Source organism: Georgenia soli (assembly GCF_002563695.1).
In the GTDB taxonomy this organism is placed as follows: domain Bacteria; phylum Actinomycetota; class Actinomycetes; order Actinomycetales; family Actinomycetaceae; genus Georgenia; species Georgenia soli.
Genome location: NZ_PDJI01000004.1, coordinates 1753746 through 1768710, shown reverse-complemented (window position 1 = coordinate 1768710; position 14965 = coordinate 1753746). Strand labels below are relative to the sequence as shown.

The 14965-nt window shown below is 73.9% G+C and carries 12 protein-coding genes; 6 read left to right on the top strand and 6 right to left on the bottom strand.

Annotated features, from left to right (window positions below; genetic code table 11):
* Positions 1 to 171: 171 nt before the first annotated feature.
* From ATJ97_RS09265 to ATJ97_RS09255, 3 genes are all read left to right on the top strand, one after another.
* Entirely contained in the window at positions 172 to 1050 is an 879-nt protein-coding gene (locus ATJ97_RS09265) for a DUF5926 family protein (protein ID WP_098483506.1), read from the top strand.
* A 258-nt stretch (positions 1051 to 1308) separates the two neighbouring features.
* On the top strand, positions 1309 to 2325 hold the full coding sequence (locus ATJ97_RS09260; protein WP_211287126.1) for an MIP/aquaporin family protein: 1017 nt from the start codon (positions 1309 to 1311) through the stop codon (positions 2323 to 2325).
* Positions 2326 to 2596: 271 nt separating this feature from the next.
* Positions 2597 to 3460 carry a glycosyltransferase family 2 protein gene (locus tag ATJ97_RS09255; protein ID WP_098483505.1) on the top strand — a complete coding sequence of 288 codons (864 nt, stop codon included), beginning with the start codon at positions 2597 to 2599 and terminating at the stop codon, positions 3458 to 3460.
* Here ATJ97_RS09255 and ATJ97_RS09250 read toward each other — a convergent pair.
* Positions 3367 to 5913 (bottom strand): hypothetical protein, encoded by a 2547-nt coding sequence (locus ATJ97_RS09250; RefSeq protein WP_143426968.1) that lies wholly within the window; start codon positions 5911 to 5913, stop codon positions 3367 to 3369. The genes ATJ97_RS09255 and ATJ97_RS09250 overlap by 94 nt on opposite strands.
* Before the next feature lie 69 nt (positions 5914 to 5982).
* On the opposite strand from ATJ97_RS09250, the gene pheA reads away from it, so the two are divergent.
* The gene (gene pheA / locus ATJ97_RS09245; protein WP_098483503.1) at positions 5983 to 6984 is read left to right on the top strand and encodes a prephenate dehydratase; all 1002 of its coding nucleotides are present in this window, start codon (positions 5983 to 5985) and stop codon (positions 6982 to 6984) included.
* Between the two features lie 357 nt (positions 6985 to 7341).
* Here the strand turns inward: pheA and ATJ97_RS09240 are convergent, their stop codons facing one another.
* Positions 7342 to 8613 carry a diacylglycerol/lipid kinase family protein gene (locus ATJ97_RS09240; protein ID WP_098483502.1) on the bottom strand — a complete coding sequence of 424 codons (1272 nt, stop codon included), beginning with the start codon at positions 8611 to 8613 and terminating at the stop codon, positions 7342 to 7344.
* Between the two features lie 244 nt (positions 8614 to 8857).
* Between ATJ97_RS09240 and serS the strand changes: the two genes are divergently transcribed.
* Both serS and ATJ97_RS09230 read left to right on the top strand, forming a co-directional pair.
* The gene (gene serS, locus ATJ97_RS09235) at positions 8858 to 10126 is read left to right on the top strand and encodes a serine--tRNA ligase (RefSeq protein WP_098483501.1); all 1269 of its coding nucleotides are present in this window, start codon (positions 8858 to 8860) and stop codon (positions 10124 to 10126) included.
* Positions 10123 to 11004, top strand: coding sequence for an HAD family hydrolase (locus ATJ97_RS09230; protein ID WP_342746883.1), 882 nt, complete (start codon positions 10123 to 10125; stop codon positions 11002 to 11004). The genes serS and ATJ97_RS09230 overlap by 4 nt, the downstream gene beginning before the upstream one ends.
* 112 nt (positions 11005 to 11116) lie before the next feature.
* On the opposite strand, the gene ATJ97_RS09225 is transcribed toward ATJ97_RS09230, so the two are convergent.
* From ATJ97_RS09225 to ATJ97_RS09210, 4 genes are read right to left on the bottom strand one after another with little or no spacing between them, the layout of a single operon-like run.
* Positions 11117 to 12145, bottom strand: coding sequence for a LacI family DNA-binding transcriptional regulator (locus ATJ97_RS09225; protein WP_098483500.1), 1029 nt, complete (start codon positions 12143 to 12145; stop codon positions 11117 to 11119).
* 52 nt (positions 12146 to 12197) lie between these two features.
* Positions 12198 to 13163, bottom strand: coding sequence for a glycoside hydrolase family protein (locus tag ATJ97_RS09220; protein WP_098483499.1), 966 nt, complete (start codon positions 13161 to 13163; stop codon positions 12198 to 12200).
* A 3-nt stretch (positions 13164 to 13166) separates the two neighbouring features.
* Complete coding sequence (locus ATJ97_RS09215) at positions 13167 to 13997, bottom strand: carbohydrate ABC transporter permease (RefSeq protein WP_098483498.1); 831 nt, start codon at positions 13995 to 13997, stop codon at positions 13167 to 13169.
* A complete protein-coding gene (locus tag ATJ97_RS09210; protein WP_245862312.1) occupies positions 13994 to 14959 on the bottom strand; it encodes a carbohydrate ABC transporter permease in 966 nt (321 codons plus the stop codon). The genes ATJ97_RS09215 and ATJ97_RS09210 overlap by 4 nt, the downstream gene beginning before the upstream one ends.
* Positions 14960 to 14965 lie beyond the last annotated feature (6 nt).

Here is a 14965-nt window from a genome sequence, read left to right as displayed (position 1 = left end):
AGTCGGCCTGGGCCCACTGATCCTGCGCAAGCCCACTTACTGAGCGCGGAGTACCGGTCGGCGAGGCCGGCGCCGCAGGAAGGGCCGGTGCGCTCCGGCCCGCGAGCAGGGGCCGGTGCACTCGGGCCCGGGAGCAGGGGCGCCAGCCCGGTGCCCGTACTCTTGGGCGCCATGGGTAAGAAGAGCCGCAGCAAGCGTCAGTCCCGCCCCGAGGGCACCCCGAGGCCGAAGCGTCAGGAGGTGCCCTTCGTCGAGCGTCCGTTCGAGGGGCTGCCCGGCGAGACCGACCTGGTCGCGATGCGTGAGGTCGTCCCGGCCGCGTCGATGGCGGTGCGCACCACCGCCGAGCACGGTGCGCGCGACGTCCAGCTCGTCACCCTGCTCCCCGAGATGCTGCCCGCCCTGCATCGCGAGGACGGCACCGTGCTCGTGGCGCTGCAGACCGCGGCCCACTCGGGGGACGCCTCCCGCGACGTCGCCGCCGCCCTCCTCGCCGCGCTGGAGCTCGAGCCCGGCAGCGCCCTGACCGGCACCGGGCTGCCCGAGCCGGGGCCGCGGCTGCAGGACGTCCTCGATCTCGAGGGCCCCTTCGACCTGACCGTCCACGACACCTTCGCCTTCTGGCTGACGGACGACGCCGCGAGCGAGACCGAGGTCGCCGCCGCGCTCGAGCAGGCCAACAGCAACATCATCCCGACCGTGAAGATCGACGGCGTCGACTCGGCCTACTGGTGCCGCATGGGGCGGGAGTTCCTGCGCTGGGCCCGCCCGGAGGACCAGGAGAAGGTGCTCGACGCCGTCGCCCGCCTGCACGCCGCCCGCGAGTCCGCCGTCGACGACGGCGCGAAGTTCGTCGGGGCGTTCCGCTCCTGCGGCATCCTCATCCCGGTGTGGGAGCTCGCCCCCGGCACCGAGGCGGAGGAGCTGACCGGCCCGCTCGCCGCGTTCGAGAAGAAGCTCGACGACGCGCTCGCGAGCACCGAGCCGCTGACCGCCGACGAGCGCCGGGCGCGCGCAGGGATCGTCTCGCGCCAGGTGAGCCTGCGCTGACCGGCCCGCGGCCGCGGCTGACCGGCCGCGGCCGCGCCCACGGCGTACAATTTGTCCTGTTCTCGAACCCCGCAGGGGGGTGGGCGACGGCGCTCGCGGCGACCGGGCCGCCGTCCGCCCGACCGAGCAGATGCGGTCGCCTGGTGATGTGATTCCTGCGCCGACCACCGGTCGGCCGACCTCGTGAGTGGCACGGCAGCGATGCCTGCCCACCCGCCCCGCCGGTTGACGCCGTCGGCGCGTCGAGGTGTTTCTCAGATGTCTGACATCAGCCCGATGGCCGTCGGTAGCGGCCTGAAGATGCGTGCCGGGTTGTGGGGGGAGTGCCTGGCGGAGTTTCTCGGCACGTTCGTGCTCATAGCGTTCGGGTGCGGCTCGGTGGCCATGGCGGTCGCCGGCCTCCCCGGCTCCGGCCGCACGGAGGGGCCGACGACGTTCTTCCTCGGGACCGGGGACTGGATGCTCATCGCCTGGGGGTGGGCCTTCGCCGTGGTCTTCGGCGTCTACGTCGCCGGAGGCGTCAGCGGTGCCCACATCAACCCGGCGGTGACCCTGGCCTTCGCGGTCCGCCGGCACTTCTCCTGGGGCAAGGTCCTGCCCTACTGGATCTCCCAGCTGCTCGGCGCCTTCGCCGGCGCGGCCCTCGTCCTGCTCGTCTACCACGACGCGATCCGCGCCTTCGAGGCCGCCAGCAAGCCGGCCGGTCACAACCTGGCGTCGTTCTCGATCTTCGCGACCTTCCCGGCGCCGTACTTCAACGGCGGGGTCGCCGGCCCGCTGATCGACCAGATCGTCGGCACCGCGTTCCTGCTCATCCTCGTCGCGGCGGTCATCGACCTGCGCAACACCGGCGTCATGTCGAACCTGGGGCCGCTGGTGATCGGCCTCGCCGTCGGCGCCATCGGCCTGTCGTTCGGCGCCAACGCCGGTTACGCGATCAACCCGGCCCGCGACCTCGGTCCGCGGCTGCTGGCCTGGGTCGGCGGATGGGGGCAGCTGGCGATGCCCGGCAACGGCGGCTGGTTCAGCAACTACTTCTGGATCCCCATCGTCGGCCCGCTCATCGGGGGTGTCCTCGGCATCGTCGTCTACGACCTGTTCGTCGGTGACGTCCTGTACGCGCGGCTGCGGCTGGCCGAGCGCGGGGAGGGCGAGGCGGCCGCCAGGCCGGAGCCCGAGGCGGACCGGAGCGGCGCACCGCACACCGACGCGGCGACCACGCCGGAGCGCGAGGCGGACCGGAGCGGCGGACGGCACGCCGAGACGGGCGTGTAGCCGAGCCCAGGAGGTACCCAGGAGGTACGCGGGAGGGCGCCAGGGACCCGTCGGGGCGCCTGGCGCCCTTCCCGTGACCAGCTGCCCCCTTCCCGCGGCCAGCTGCCCTTTCCCGCGGCCAGCTGCCCCGCGACGTGCCGGCCTGCGCCAGGCGCGGACCGGCGCGCCGGCGCCCTTGAAGGGGGGTGGTCCCGGGTTCCGTCATGCCGAGGTCAAGGGTCGTCGCGGTCTGGGTACGCAGTTGGTCCGCAACGCGGATAGGCTTTGCCACGTGAGGCACGGAGCGAGGAGCCAGCGGGTCGCCGTCGTCATCCCCGCCAAGGACGAGGCCGACCGCATCGCCTCCACCATCCGCGCCGCACGCGCCATTCCCCACGTGGATCTCGTCCTCGTCGTCGACGACGGCTCGGAGGACGACACCCAGCACGTCGCGCGCCGCGCGGGCGCCGTCGTCGTGCGTCACTCGGTCAACCGCGGCAAGGCCTCCGCCATGGAGACCGGCGCGTCGGTCGCCGCCATGCGTGACGTCGAGGGCGCGCCGCGCCGGCTGCTGCTCTTCATCGACGCCGACCTCGGCGAGACCGCCGTCGCCACCGCCCCGCTCGTGCCCCCGGTGCTGGAGGGGCGGGCGGACTGCACCATCGCCGTCCTCCCCCCGCAGCCCGGCGCGGGCGGGCGCGGGATCGTCACGGGCCTGGCCCGCCGCGCGATCTCCCAGGCGACCGGCTGGTCCCCGACGCAGCCGCTGTCCGGCCAGCGCTGCCTCACCCGTGAGGCGTTCGACACCGCCACCCCGCTCTCGCGCGGCTGGGGCGTGGAGACGGGCATGACCATCGATCTGCTCGTCGCCGGCTTCACGGTGCAGGAGGTGCCGTGCGACCTGCGGCACCGGGCGTCCGCCAACGACCTGGCCGGGCAGATCCACCGCGGCAAGCAGTACCGCGACGTCGCGCTCGCCGTCAGCGCCCGCAAGGTGCGCGGGGTCCGTGTGCCGCCGACCCGCCGCGGCGACAACCCCGCCAAGCAGCGGCCCGGCCGCCCCTACCGCGCCTGGTCCGAGGCCTCCGTGACGTCCGCGGGCGAGGCGTCGGACTCGCCCGGCACCCGCACGGACGACGGCGGGACCGAGGTCTGAGCCGGCTCGCCCCGGGCGAGCAGCCATCCCGCCAGGACCGAGACGAGCAGCGGCACCGCGAGCGAGATGCCGATGGCCGGCAGGACGATCCCGGAGTCGTTGGCCAGGAACGCGATCGTGAACGTCACGGCCAGCGAGAGGACGGCCGGGCGCAGCATCGGCACGTCGGCGTCGATCCGTCCGACCGCCCCGCCGCCCACGAGCCAGCCGTAGCTGTCGTTCTGGCCGCGGCGGGCCGCGTTCCGCAGCGGCCGCGTCAGCAGCACCACCACGACGACGATCCCGCCGATCGCGAGGAACGTCAGGGTGGAGCCGAAGAGGTTCGTCAGGTTCTGCGCGACCTTGCGGCCCACGACCGACCACAGCCCGCCGTCGAGGACGGTCTCGACGAAGCGGCCGAGGTGGGAGCGCTCGGACGGCGGGCGTAGCCAGTCGATCACGGAGAAGCTCGCCGCGAGCACGCCGGTCACCCCGAGCACCACCACGATGCGCTGCCACGTCAGCCGGATCCCGGCGGCGAGCAGGGCGAGCACCAGGAAGCCCGGGACGAGCGCGGGAGGCCCGCCGAAGTCGGCGCCGATGGTCGGTGCGCCGTCCAGCACGACGGCGACCAGCCCGATCGCCCCCACCACGGCCGCGGCGAGGGCGCCGCGGCCCTTGCGCACGAGCGGGTCGGCGACGCAGGTGGCGACCAGGATCGTGGCGGCGGCGAACAGCGAGAAGGAGGAGTTGTTGAAGCCGTAGAACCGCCCGCCCACCTGCGGCTCGACCCCCATGAGCGAGGAGAGCTGCAGCGTGGCCCCGGTGAGCACGTCGACGGCGAGCACCACCGTCGTCAGCCCGGAGACCACCGCGACGGGGCCGAGGATGCTCCGGCGCCACGGTCCCAGCACGGCGACGGCGGAGATGGCCGCGGCGATCAGCGCGGTCGCGGACAGCACCACGACGCCCGGGCTGGGTGCCCGCCACCACGGCAGCATGTTGGCGAGGTAGGAGGCGACCGGGATGGCGCCGACGGCCACCGCCACCGCGCGGACGGCCCGCAGCGCGGTGGCCGGCCGGCGCGAGCGCAGAGCGGCCACCGCCCGCCTCGCGGTGTGGGACTCCCGCCGCCCGAGCCAGTCCGCCGCGCGGTCGAGGTTCTTCCGGTTGAGGCCCACGGTGACGGCGGCGTAGAGCAGCAGGTTGACGACCACGAGCGCCGAGTGGAACGGCCCCTTGACGGGGCGGACGGCCACGGCGTGGTCGCTGACGTCCTGCAGGTGGGCGGCGCGCGCGGCGCCGGAGAGCCCGTCGGGCTCCACGCGCAGCGGTGCCCCGACGAGGCCGGCCGGGCCGTCGATCCCGAGCCACGCCAGCATGGTCGGCGTCAGGTCGGTGGACTGGACCATGCCCGGCTGCCGGGTGGACCGGCTGTCCAGGAGCGCGCCCTCGGCGGGCACCTCACCCAGGGCGGGCCCGTCGGCGACGGCCAGCTGCATCATCGACCGGGTGCCGGAGTCCGCGAGGGAGACGACCAGCACGGTCGCGTCGGGGGTGGTCTCCCGCACGGCCGTGAGCACGGCCCCGATGCGCTGGTCGATGCCCGCCACCTGCTGGCTGCGCGCGGGCGAGCGCAGGAGCCACGCCTCGCCCGGGGAGGGGCTGGGCGTCTCGGACGGGTCGGGCTCCGGCATCGGCTCCCGGGCGAGCGACTCCGCGCCCACGAGCGGCCGGTTGCGGTCGCGCACGGAGCCCACGTCCACGACGGCCAGGGTGTGTCCCGGCAGGTTCGCGGCCACCTGGTGGCCGAGCCGCTCGGGGTTGGCGAACGCGAAGGCGTGGTCGCCGGCGACGGTTCCGTCCGTCGTGGCCAGCGCGACGGCCGCGCCGGGGCCGACGGCGAGCGACGGCGTGCCCGTGGACACCAGCAGGTCGCCGAGCAGACCGGGGGTGGCGTCGTAGGCGTCGTTCGCCGCGGCGTCGAGGTAGGTCTGCCACGCCGGGACGGTGCCGTCCTCGCCGACGTTCTGCAGGCGACGGCAGGTGCCGTAGTCCTCCATGGGGACGTCGGCCGCCCGGCGCCCGGCGGAGAGGGCGAGCCAGCCGTCGGCCGGGCAGGTGGTCGAGCGCACGGACCGCACCACGAGGTTGGCGGCCGCGCCGCCGCCGGTCAGCTCCCACAGGTTCGGGGTGGCGAGCGCGGAGAGGTCCTCCCAGCGCAGCCCGGTGGTGCCGATGACGACCAGCGGCGCGTCCGGGTCCGCCGGGTCGGCGGCGGTCGCGGCCGGCCGGCCTGCGGCGGTGCTCGCCGGCGCGGCGGTGGTGCTCGCCGGCGCGGCGGTGGTGCTCGCCGGCGCGGCGGCGGCCACGGCGGTGAACAGCGGCAGCACGAGGGGCAGGAACAGCCCGAGCACGACGGCGACGGCGAGCACCAGGACGATCCGTCGTTGCCTTCTGCTGCGCCTGGTCACGCCGGAAGCCTACGTGTCCGCCCGTGGACGGCGCCCGGGCGGCCGGACGCGCGCGGCTAGGCTGCGGGCGTGGAACGCGACACCGACACCGCGGGCACCCCGGCCGCGTCGGGCGCCCAGGAGCGCCGCCCCCGCTACGTCTACCTCGGGCCCGAGGGAACCTTCACCCAGGCCGCGCTGCTGCAGGTCACGAGCCCGCAGGAGGCCGACCTCCAGCCGTGCCCGGACGTGGTGACCGCGCTGGAGCGGGTGCGGGCGGGGGAGGCCGACTACGCCGTCGTCCCGATCGAGAACTCGGTCGAGGGTGGGGTGAACGTCACGCTCGACACCCTCTCCACCGGGACCCCCCTCGTGATCGTCGGCGAGATGCTCGTGCCGGTCACGTTCACGCTGTGCGCCAGGCCGGGCACCCGGCTCGAGGACGTCCGGCGCATCTCGACCCACCCGCACGCGTGGGCGCAGTGCCGCCGGTGGATCACCCAGCACCTCGACGGTGCGACGCACGTGCCCGCCACCTCCACCGCCGCCGCGGCCGCGCTGCTCGCGTCCGACGAGCCGAACCCGGGCTTCGACGCCGCGCTGTGCTCGGAGCTGTCGGCCCGCCAGTACGGCCTGGAGGTCCTGGCCGCGGGCGTGGCGGACAACCCCCACGCCGTCACCCGCTTCATCCGGGTCGCGCGCCCCGGCGCGCTGCCGGGCCCCACCGGCGCGGACAAGACGACCCTGATGGTCCACCTCGCCGACAACGAGGCCGGAGCCCTGCTGAGCATGCTCGAGCAGTTCGCGACCCGCGGGGTGAACCTCTCCCGCATCGAGTCCCGGCCCATCGGTGACTCGCTCGGCCGGTACTCCTTCTCCATCGACGCCGAGGGCCACCTGGCGGAGGAGCGGGTGCAGGCCACGCTCATCGGCCTGCACCGCGTGTGCCCGACCGTGCGCTTCCTCGGGTCCTACCCGCGGGCCGACGGCCGGCGCCCCCACGTGCGGCCCGGCACCTACGACGCGGACTTCCGCGCCGCCCGGGACTGGGTCAGCGGCCTGCTGGCCGGCTTGCGCGTCTCCGGGGACTGACCTGGTCCGCCGGGCACCCCACTGAGCTGGCCCGGCGGCCACACTGGCCGGTTCGCTGCCTCCACCTGCTCGCCGAGTGCTGCGATGCTCGCGCACTGCTGCCGTGCTCGCCGGTTCACCACATCCGCCCGCTCGCCGACTGCTGCCGTGCTCGCCCAGAGCTGGGATTTCCGCCCCGTGCGCCCGTCCAGCCGTGCGCGCTCGGCGGATTAGCCCGCAGTCGAGAGATTCAGTCGCACTGCTCGCCCCCAGTCGGCGCGCGCATACCCTGCGGACACGCGCGCACCCGGTGACTTCACCCCCATTTGCGGGTGCCGCAGCTGCCGCTGGTGGTCAGTGCGAACGCCAAGGGCAGCCTCACATGGTGCGGACGATCAGGCCGCCCTTCTCCACCCTGGCGTGGATCGTCGTCGCGTAGCCGACGAGGTCGCCGTCGACCTGGACGTGCTCGGGCTCGTCCGTGCGCACGACGACGGACCGGGCGCGCCGGAACTCGATGGTGCCGGAGGTGTAGGGCACGAGGTCCTTGCGGATGCCGATGCCCTGGAGGGTGACCTTCCGCAGCAGGTCCGCCCATCCGATCAGGCCGCCGCGGGTGTCGATGGCGGCGATGTCGAGCCAGCCGTCGTCGAGCTGGGCGTCGGGGAAGAGCACGATGTTGCCCGGCAGGCGCCCGCAGTTGGCGAACAGGATCGTGCGGGCGGTGAACGGCTCGCCGGGGTCGGAGTCGCCCAGCTCGGCGGTGGCGTGGATCTTGCGGCCGGTCAGGTGCTTGACCCCGGCGACGAAGTACGCCATCCAGCCGAGCTTGGCCTTGAGCTCGTCGTCGGCGGCGGAGACCATCGCGGCGTCGAAGCCGAGACCGCCGATGACGAGGAAGACGTGCTCCTTGTCCGGGTCGTCGTCGGGGATCTCACCGGCGTCGGGCGGCTCGACGCCCTTCGCGGCGGCACCCTCCTCGGGGATGGCGGCGTCGAGCTCCGGGCCGCGAGCGGCCTCGCCGGAGTCGGTCTTCTCGGCCGAGCGTGCGGTCGAGGCGTCCGCCCGGCCGCGGACCTTCTCCTCGTCCTCGGGTGAGAGGGGCTCGGTCCGAAGCCACCCGAGGTCCATCTGCCGGTTGCGGCCCGTCAGCGCCGTCGCCACCAGCTCGCGCTGGCTGCCCAGCGGCAGGTCGAGGTTGCGGGCCAGCAGGTTGCCCGTGCCGAGCGGGATCAGCCCCATGGGGACGCCCGTCCCGGCCAGCGCCTCCGCCACCGCGCGCACCGTGCCGTCGCCGCCGGCCGCGACGACGACGGACGCGCCGTTCTCGAGGGCCTCGCGGGCCTGGCCGAGGCCCGGGTCCTCCACGGAGGTCTCGAACCACATCGGCTCGCCCAGGCCGACCTCGGCGGCGGTGCGGTTGACCAGGTCCCGCAGGTAGTCCAGGTCCATGGACTTCGACGGGTTCACGACCACCGCCGGCGGGCCGGTGCGCGGTGGTGGCGGAAGCTTCTCGGCCTCCTCCTCCGCGGAGAAGGAGGGGGTGCGCTTCCGGACCGCCCGCCACGCCAGGATCCCGAGGATCACCGCGGCCAGTGCCAGCACGAGCGCCACCACTGCCACGACTGCGATCCACTGCTCCGACGTCATGGGCGAAACCTACCCGCGGCCGGGGGCACACCGCCCGCCCAGGAGGAACTGACGTCTCGCGGAGGAACTGACGTCTCGGGGAGGAACTGACCTCTCGCGGAGGAACTGACCTCTCGCGGAGGAACTGACGTCTCGGGGAGGAACTGACCTCTCGGGGAGAAGTTGACCTCTCGCTGCGAGGGTGGGGGTCCACCGGGCGGGCCCGGGGGCGGTGCGCCGACCGGCGGCCGATAGGCTCGGAGGCATGATCGACCTGCGAGCCCTGCGCGAGGACCCGGAGAAGGTGCGCGCCAGCCAGCGTGCCCGTGGCGCGGACGAGTCCCTGGTGGACGCCCTCCTGGAGGCCGACGCCCGCCGCCGCTCCACGCTGTCCCGCTTCGAGGAGGCCCGGGCTGAGCAGAAGCAGGTCTCGAAGTCGGTCGGCAAGGCGTCCCCGGAGGAGCGGCCGGCCGTCCTGGCCCGCGCCAAGGAACTCGCCGAGGGCGTCAAGGCCGCGGAGGCGGAGTCGAACGAGGCGGCGGCCGCGCTGGAGCGGCTGCTCTACCAGGTGCCGAACGTCGTCGCCGACGGCGTCCCGGCCGGCGGCGAGGACGACTACGTCGTGCTGCGCCACGAGGGCACCGTCCGCGACTTCTCCGCCGAGGGCTTCGAGCCGAAGGACCACCTGGACCTGGGTGAGGGCCTGAGGGCGATCGACGTCAGGCGAGGCACCAAGGTGGCCGGTGCCCGCTTCTACTACCTCACCGGCATCGGGGCCCGCCTCGAGCTCGCCCTGCTCAACGCGGCCATGGACCAGGCGATCGCCGCCGGGTTCACCCCGATGATCACGCCCACCCTGGTCAGCCCCCAGACGATGTCCGGCACCGGGTTCCTCGGCGCCCACGCCGACGAGATCTACCACCTGGCCACGGATGACCTGTACCTGACCGGCACCTCCGAGGTGGCGCTCGCGGGCTACCACACCGACGAGATCCTCGACCTCTCGGCCGGCCCGCTGCGCTACGCCGGCTGGTCCACCTGCTACCGCCGCGAGGCCGGCTCCTACGGCAAGGACACCCGCGGCATCATCCGCGTGCACCAGTTCAACAAGGTGGAGATGTTCACCTACACCACCGTCGAGGAGGCCGAGGCCGAGCACGCCCGCCTCCTCGCGTGGGAGGAGGAGATGCTCGCCAAGGTGGAGCTGCCCTACCGGGTGATCGACACCGCCGCCGGGGACCTCGGCGACTCTGCCGCCCGGAAGTTCGACTGCGAGGCGTGGCTGCCCACGCAGAACCGCTTCATGGAGGTCACGTCCACCTCCAACTGCACCACCTTCCAGGCGCGGCGCCTGGGCATCCGGGAGCGGGCCGAGGGCGGCACCCGCCCGGTGGCCACCCTCAACGGCACCCTCGCGACGACCCGGTGGATCGTCGCCATCCTGGAGAACCACCAGCAGCCGGACGGCTCCGTGCGTGTGCCCGCGGGCCTGCGTCCCTACCTCGGGGGGCTGGAGGTCATCGAGCCCGCATGACGGGGACCGACCGCCTCGCTCCCGTGACCGAGCGCGCCGCCCGCTGGCAGACCCTCGTGCCCGACGCTGTGCCGCCGGCCGGCCCGGACCTCATGGTCGCCCTGGACATCGACGGCACCCTCCTCACCCACGACGGCGGACTGGGGCCCGAGGTCCGCAGCGCCGTCGCGGACCTGCGGGACTCCGGCACCCACGTCGTCCTGGCCACCGGCCGCTCCGTCCAGGCCACCGTGCCGGTGGCGCGCGAGCTCGGCCTGACCGACGGGGCGATGGTCTGCTCCAACGGCGCCGTCTGCGTGCGCATCGACCCGGGGCACGAGCTCGGCTACGAGATCACGGACGTCGTCACCTTCGACCCCGGCCCCGCGCTGCGCCTGCTGCGCGAGGAGCTCCCCGACGGCCTGTTCGCCGTCGAGGATCTCGGCCGGGGCTACAAGGTCACCGCCCCGTTCCCGATGGGGGAGCTCACGGGCGAGGTCGAGGTGGTGCCCTTCGAGGAGCTGCTCGAGGCCCCCGCCACCCGCGTGACGCTGCGGGCGCCGCACCTCAGCTCCGCCGACTTCGACGCCCTGGTCGACAGGATCGGCCTGCACGGCGTGGGCTACGCCGTCGGCTGGACCGCGTGGCTCGACATCTCGCCCGAGGGCGTGAACAAGGCGAGCGCCCTGGAGATGCTCCGCGGCCGCCTCGACGTCGGCGACGGCGCGACCGTCGCGATGGGCGACGGCGGCAACGACCTGGAGATGCTGGCGTGGGCCGCGCACGGGGTCGCCATGGGCAACGCCGGGCAGCACGTGCAGGCGGTCGCCGACGCCGTGACCGGTGACGTCCACGAGGACGGCGCCGCCGTCGTCCTGCGGGCGCTGCTCGAGCGCTAGGGGGAGCCGGGCGCTGCTCGAGCGCTAGGGGGAGCCGGGCGCTGCTCGAGCGCTAGGCGGAGCCGTGCGCCGCTCGAGCGCCAGGGGGACGCGCGCCGGGTCCCGCGAGCAGTCAGGCGCTCGGTGCAGGGCCCACGGAGCCGCGCCGCACGACCCGGGTGCGGACGCGCTGGACGGCCGGCACCTCGGCGTGCGGGTCCTCGACCAGCCGCAGCAGGGTCGCCGCGGCGGTCTGCCCCATGGCGTAGTGCGGCAGCGCGATGCTGCTCAGGCCCGGCCGCAGCTCCTGGGCGAGGACCGCGAGGTCGTCGAACCCGACCACGGAGAGATCCTCGGGGATCCGCAGCCCCCGGGCGGCGGCGGCGTGGTAGACGCCCACCGCCATCTGGTCGGTGAACGCGAAGATCGCCGTCGGAGGGTGCGGCCGGTCCAGCAGGACTCCCGCCGCCTCCTCCCCGCCGGCCGAGCACGACCGGGCCCGCGCCACCAGCGCGTCCTCGACGGGCAGGCCCCGCTCCGCGAGCGCGGCGCGGTACCCGGCGGTGCGGCCGTCGGAGGCCGGGCTGTCCTCGCGGTCGAGGACGAAACCGATCCGCCGGTGCCCGTGGTCGGCCAGCTCGGCCACGGCGGCGCGCGCGCCGGCCTCCTCGTCGGGGATGACGGACGGCACCGCGCCCGTCCCGTCCTGCGCGTCGAGGAGGACGAGCGGGGTGCCGTGCGGCGGGACCGGGGCCGGGACCACGCGGTGGGACATCGTCGCCCACAGGACGCCGGCCACCTGCTGCTGACGCAGCACGGCGAGGGCGCGGCTCTCGATCGCCGGGTCGCCGCCGGTGTTGACCACCATGAGCACGTGGCCCGCCGCCCACGCCGTGTCCTGCGCCCCCTGGATCAGCTGCCCCGCGTACGGGGTGGTCGCGATGACGTCGCTGATGAAAGCGAGCGTGCCCGACCGACGGGTGCGCAGCCCGCGGGCGAGGGCGTTGGGGGCGTAACCGAGCTCGTCCGCCGCCTGCCGCACCCGCTCGCGGGTGCTGTCCTTCACCCGGGCGCCGCTCACCTCGTTCAGGACCGCCGAGACGGTGGACGGCGCCACGCCGGCGCGGCGGGCGACGTCGCTGATGCGGACCCGTGGACTCACGCTCTCCTGCTCGTCGGGGGGCCGGTCGGCCCGGTGGGGACGGTGAGGAGGCTCATCGTGCCGCAGCCGGGCTCAGGACCGCCAGACCGCCGTCGTCGGTGGGGACGACCGGCAGGGGATCGGCGAGCGCCCCCACGAAGGCGCCGTCGGGCCCGATGTTCTCCCAGGCGAAGAAGTGGTCCGCGCCGCCGTGCCGCAGGATCCGCCCCGCGTAGCGGCTGGCCACGTCGTCACCGACGAGGAACGGACCCTCGTCGAGCGTGTACGGGCCGGTCGGCGTCTCGGCCCGCAGGAAGTGGGTCCCGCCCACGGCCGGGACCCCGCGTGCGGTCCGCGCCGCGCTCTGGTCGCCCGCCGTGGCGCAGAACAGCACCTGCCAGGCGTCACCGACGCTGACGAGCTGCGGCACCTCGAGGTGGTAGAAGTCGCCCGGCTCGGACAGGGGCGGACGGGCCTCCCACGTGAGCAGGTCGGTGGAGGTGGCGTGGCCGACGACGCCGCGCCCGTCCACCGGCCCGTGCGGCACCCGGGCGGTCAGCAGCATGTGGAACAGGCCGGTGCTCTCGTCCCGGAAGACCCACGGGTCGCGCCAGGCCTGCTCGCGCACGCCGGGGTGGAGCAGCTCGTACCAGCGGGGGTCGGCCTCGAGCACCATGCCGTGCCGCTCCCAGTGGACCAGGTCCGCGGAGCTGGCGCGGCCGACCCGCTGCACCCGCCCCTCCTCGGCGCGGGAGACCCCCGTGTAGAACATCTGCCAGCGGTCCCCGTCGCGCACGACGCACCCGGTCCACGTGGCCAGGTCGTCGAACTCCCCGGCCGGCCCGGCGGTCAGCGCGTCGGGCAGCACGCGCCAGGACCGCAGGTCGCGGGAGACGGCGTGGCCCACCGTGGCGCGGTGGTGCCGCAGGTCCGGGTCGCCGAGCGAGCGGGGCGCCTGGAGGTAGAACACGTGCACGTCGGGTCCGTCGACGGCGAACCAGAAGTCCCAGATCCACCTGTCGTCGAGTTGCAGTCCCAAGGATCAGCCCTTCAGTCCGGAGGAGGCCAGCGACTGGACGAACCAGCGCTGGAAGGCGAGGAAGACCACGAGCACCGGCAGCACCATGAGCACGCCGAAGGCGAAGATCTGCCCCCAGTCGTACGGCGGTTGTCCCTGGAACACGGCGATCGCGAGCGGCAGCGGGCGCCGCTGCGGCTGGTCGACCATCATCACCGGCCACAGGAACGAGCCCCACGTGGTCAGGAACGTCAGGATCGTCACGGTCGCGAACACGGGCTTCGACATCGGCACCACGATCCGGAAGAACGTCCGCCACGTCCCCGCCCCGTCGATGCGGGCCGCCTCCTCCAGCTCGCGGGGCAGCCCGACGAAGAAGGAGTAGAAGAGGTAGATCGAGAAGGCGCTCGCCACGAACGGCAGGAACTGGATGTAGTAGGTGTTGCGGTGGTCGTTGAGCAGGTAGAACAGCGGCACCGCGATCGCCTCGAACGGCAGGATGGTCAGGGCGACGACGGTCAGCAGCGCCGCGTCGCGCCCGCGCCACCGCAGCCTCGCCAGGGCGTAGGCCGCCATGGAGTTCACCAGCAGGCCCCCGAGCACGACGACCGTCGTGACGAGCAGCGAGGTGAGGTAGAAGTCGCTGAAGTACCCCGTGGCGGGGCTGGAGAAGCGGTCGAGCATCCCGGTGTAGTTCGCCAGCGACGCGTCCTTCGGGACGAACCCGGCCAGGCCGTCGATGACGTCGCCGGAGGGCTTGAGGCTGCCGACGACGAGGTAGGCGACCGGCGCGACGAAGACGAGCGCCAGCAGGGTGAGGGCGAGGTAGGTCAGGGTGGTGCGCAGCTGTCTCATGAGATCTCCCGGTCCTCGCGCAGCAGGCGGCGCTGGACGAGCGTGATCGTCAGCACGATGAGGAAGAACAGGACGGTGATGGCGGACGCGCGGCCCACGTTGTTCGCGTCGAAGGCGGTGGTGACGGCCTGGTACATGACCGTCGTGGTCGCCTGCTGCGGGCCGCCCTGGGTCATGATGTAGATCTGGTCGAACAGCCGGAACGACAGGATCGTCGTCACCATCACGACGAAGATCAGCGTGTTGCGCAGGCCGGGGAGCGTCACGTGCCGGAACTGCAGCCAGCGGCCGGCGCGGTCGAGCGACGCCGCCTCGTACAGGTCCTTGGGGATGCCCTGGAGCCCGGCCAGGAGGATCACCATCTGCAGGCCCACGCCCTGCCAGACCGACATGATGATGATGGCCGGCAGCGCGGTGGCGGTGTCGCCGAGCCAGTCGTAGGGGCCGAGGTGCCCGAACGAGATGGTGTCGAGCACGGCGTTGAGCATGCCCAGCTCGCCGCGCGCGTAGATCACCTTCCACACCACTGCCACCAGGGCCATGGGGAAGACGACCGGCATGAAGAAGAACGTGCGGAACACCGGCATGCCGCGCAGGGGCCGGTTGAGCAGGAGCGCCAGGGTGAGCGCCAGGGCCGTCTGCAGGGGCACCACCACGACGGCGAAGATGACGTTGTTGAGAAGGCCCCGGTAGAACTCGCCGCGGAAGTCCGGGTCGAGAAGGATCCGCCGGTACTGCTCCAGCCCCATCCAGTTCGGCGGCGTCGGGGCGTCAAGCCTGACGTTGTGCAGCGAGAGCCAGCCGGCCATCACGAACGGGACGACGACGAACATCAGCAGGCCGGCCGCGGCCGGCAGGAACATCGCCCAGGCGGCGCGGTCGTCCCGGCGCAGCCTCCCGCGGCGTCGGCGCAGCGGTGTCAGCGGTGGTGCCTGTTGCGGTGTCTGGGTGGTGGTGGTCATGACTGG

Excerpts from the sequence above, each read along its gene's own strand:
- ATJ97_RS09210 (WP_245862312.1), bottom strand. The coding sequence starts at position 14,959 with ATGACCACCACCACCCAGACACCGCAACAGGCACCACCGCTGACACCG.
- ATJ97_RS09265 (WP_098483506.1), top strand. The coding sequence starts at position 172 with ATGGGTAAGAAGAGCCGCAGCAAGCGTCAGTCCCGCCCCGAGGGCACC.
- ATJ97_RS09215 (WP_098483498.1), bottom strand. The coding sequence starts at position 13,997 with ATGAGACAGCTGCGCACCACCCTGACCTACCTCGCCCTCACCCTGCTG.
- ATJ97_RS09240 (WP_098483502.1), bottom strand. The coding sequence starts at position 8,613 with ATGACGTCGGAGCAGTGGATCGCAGTCGTGGCAGTGGTGGCGCTCGTG.
- serS (WP_098483501.1), top strand. The coding sequence starts at position 8,858 with ATGATCGACCTGCGAGCCCTGCGCGAGGACCCGGAGAAGGTGCGCGCC.
- ATJ97_RS09230 (WP_342746883.1), top strand. The coding sequence starts at position 10,123 with ATGACGGGGACCGACCGCCTCGCTCCCGTGACCGAGCGCGCCGCCCGC.
- ATJ97_RS09260 (WP_211287126.1), top strand. The coding sequence starts at position 1,309 with ATGTCTGACATCAGCCCGATGGCCGTCGGTAGCGGCCTGAAGATGCGT.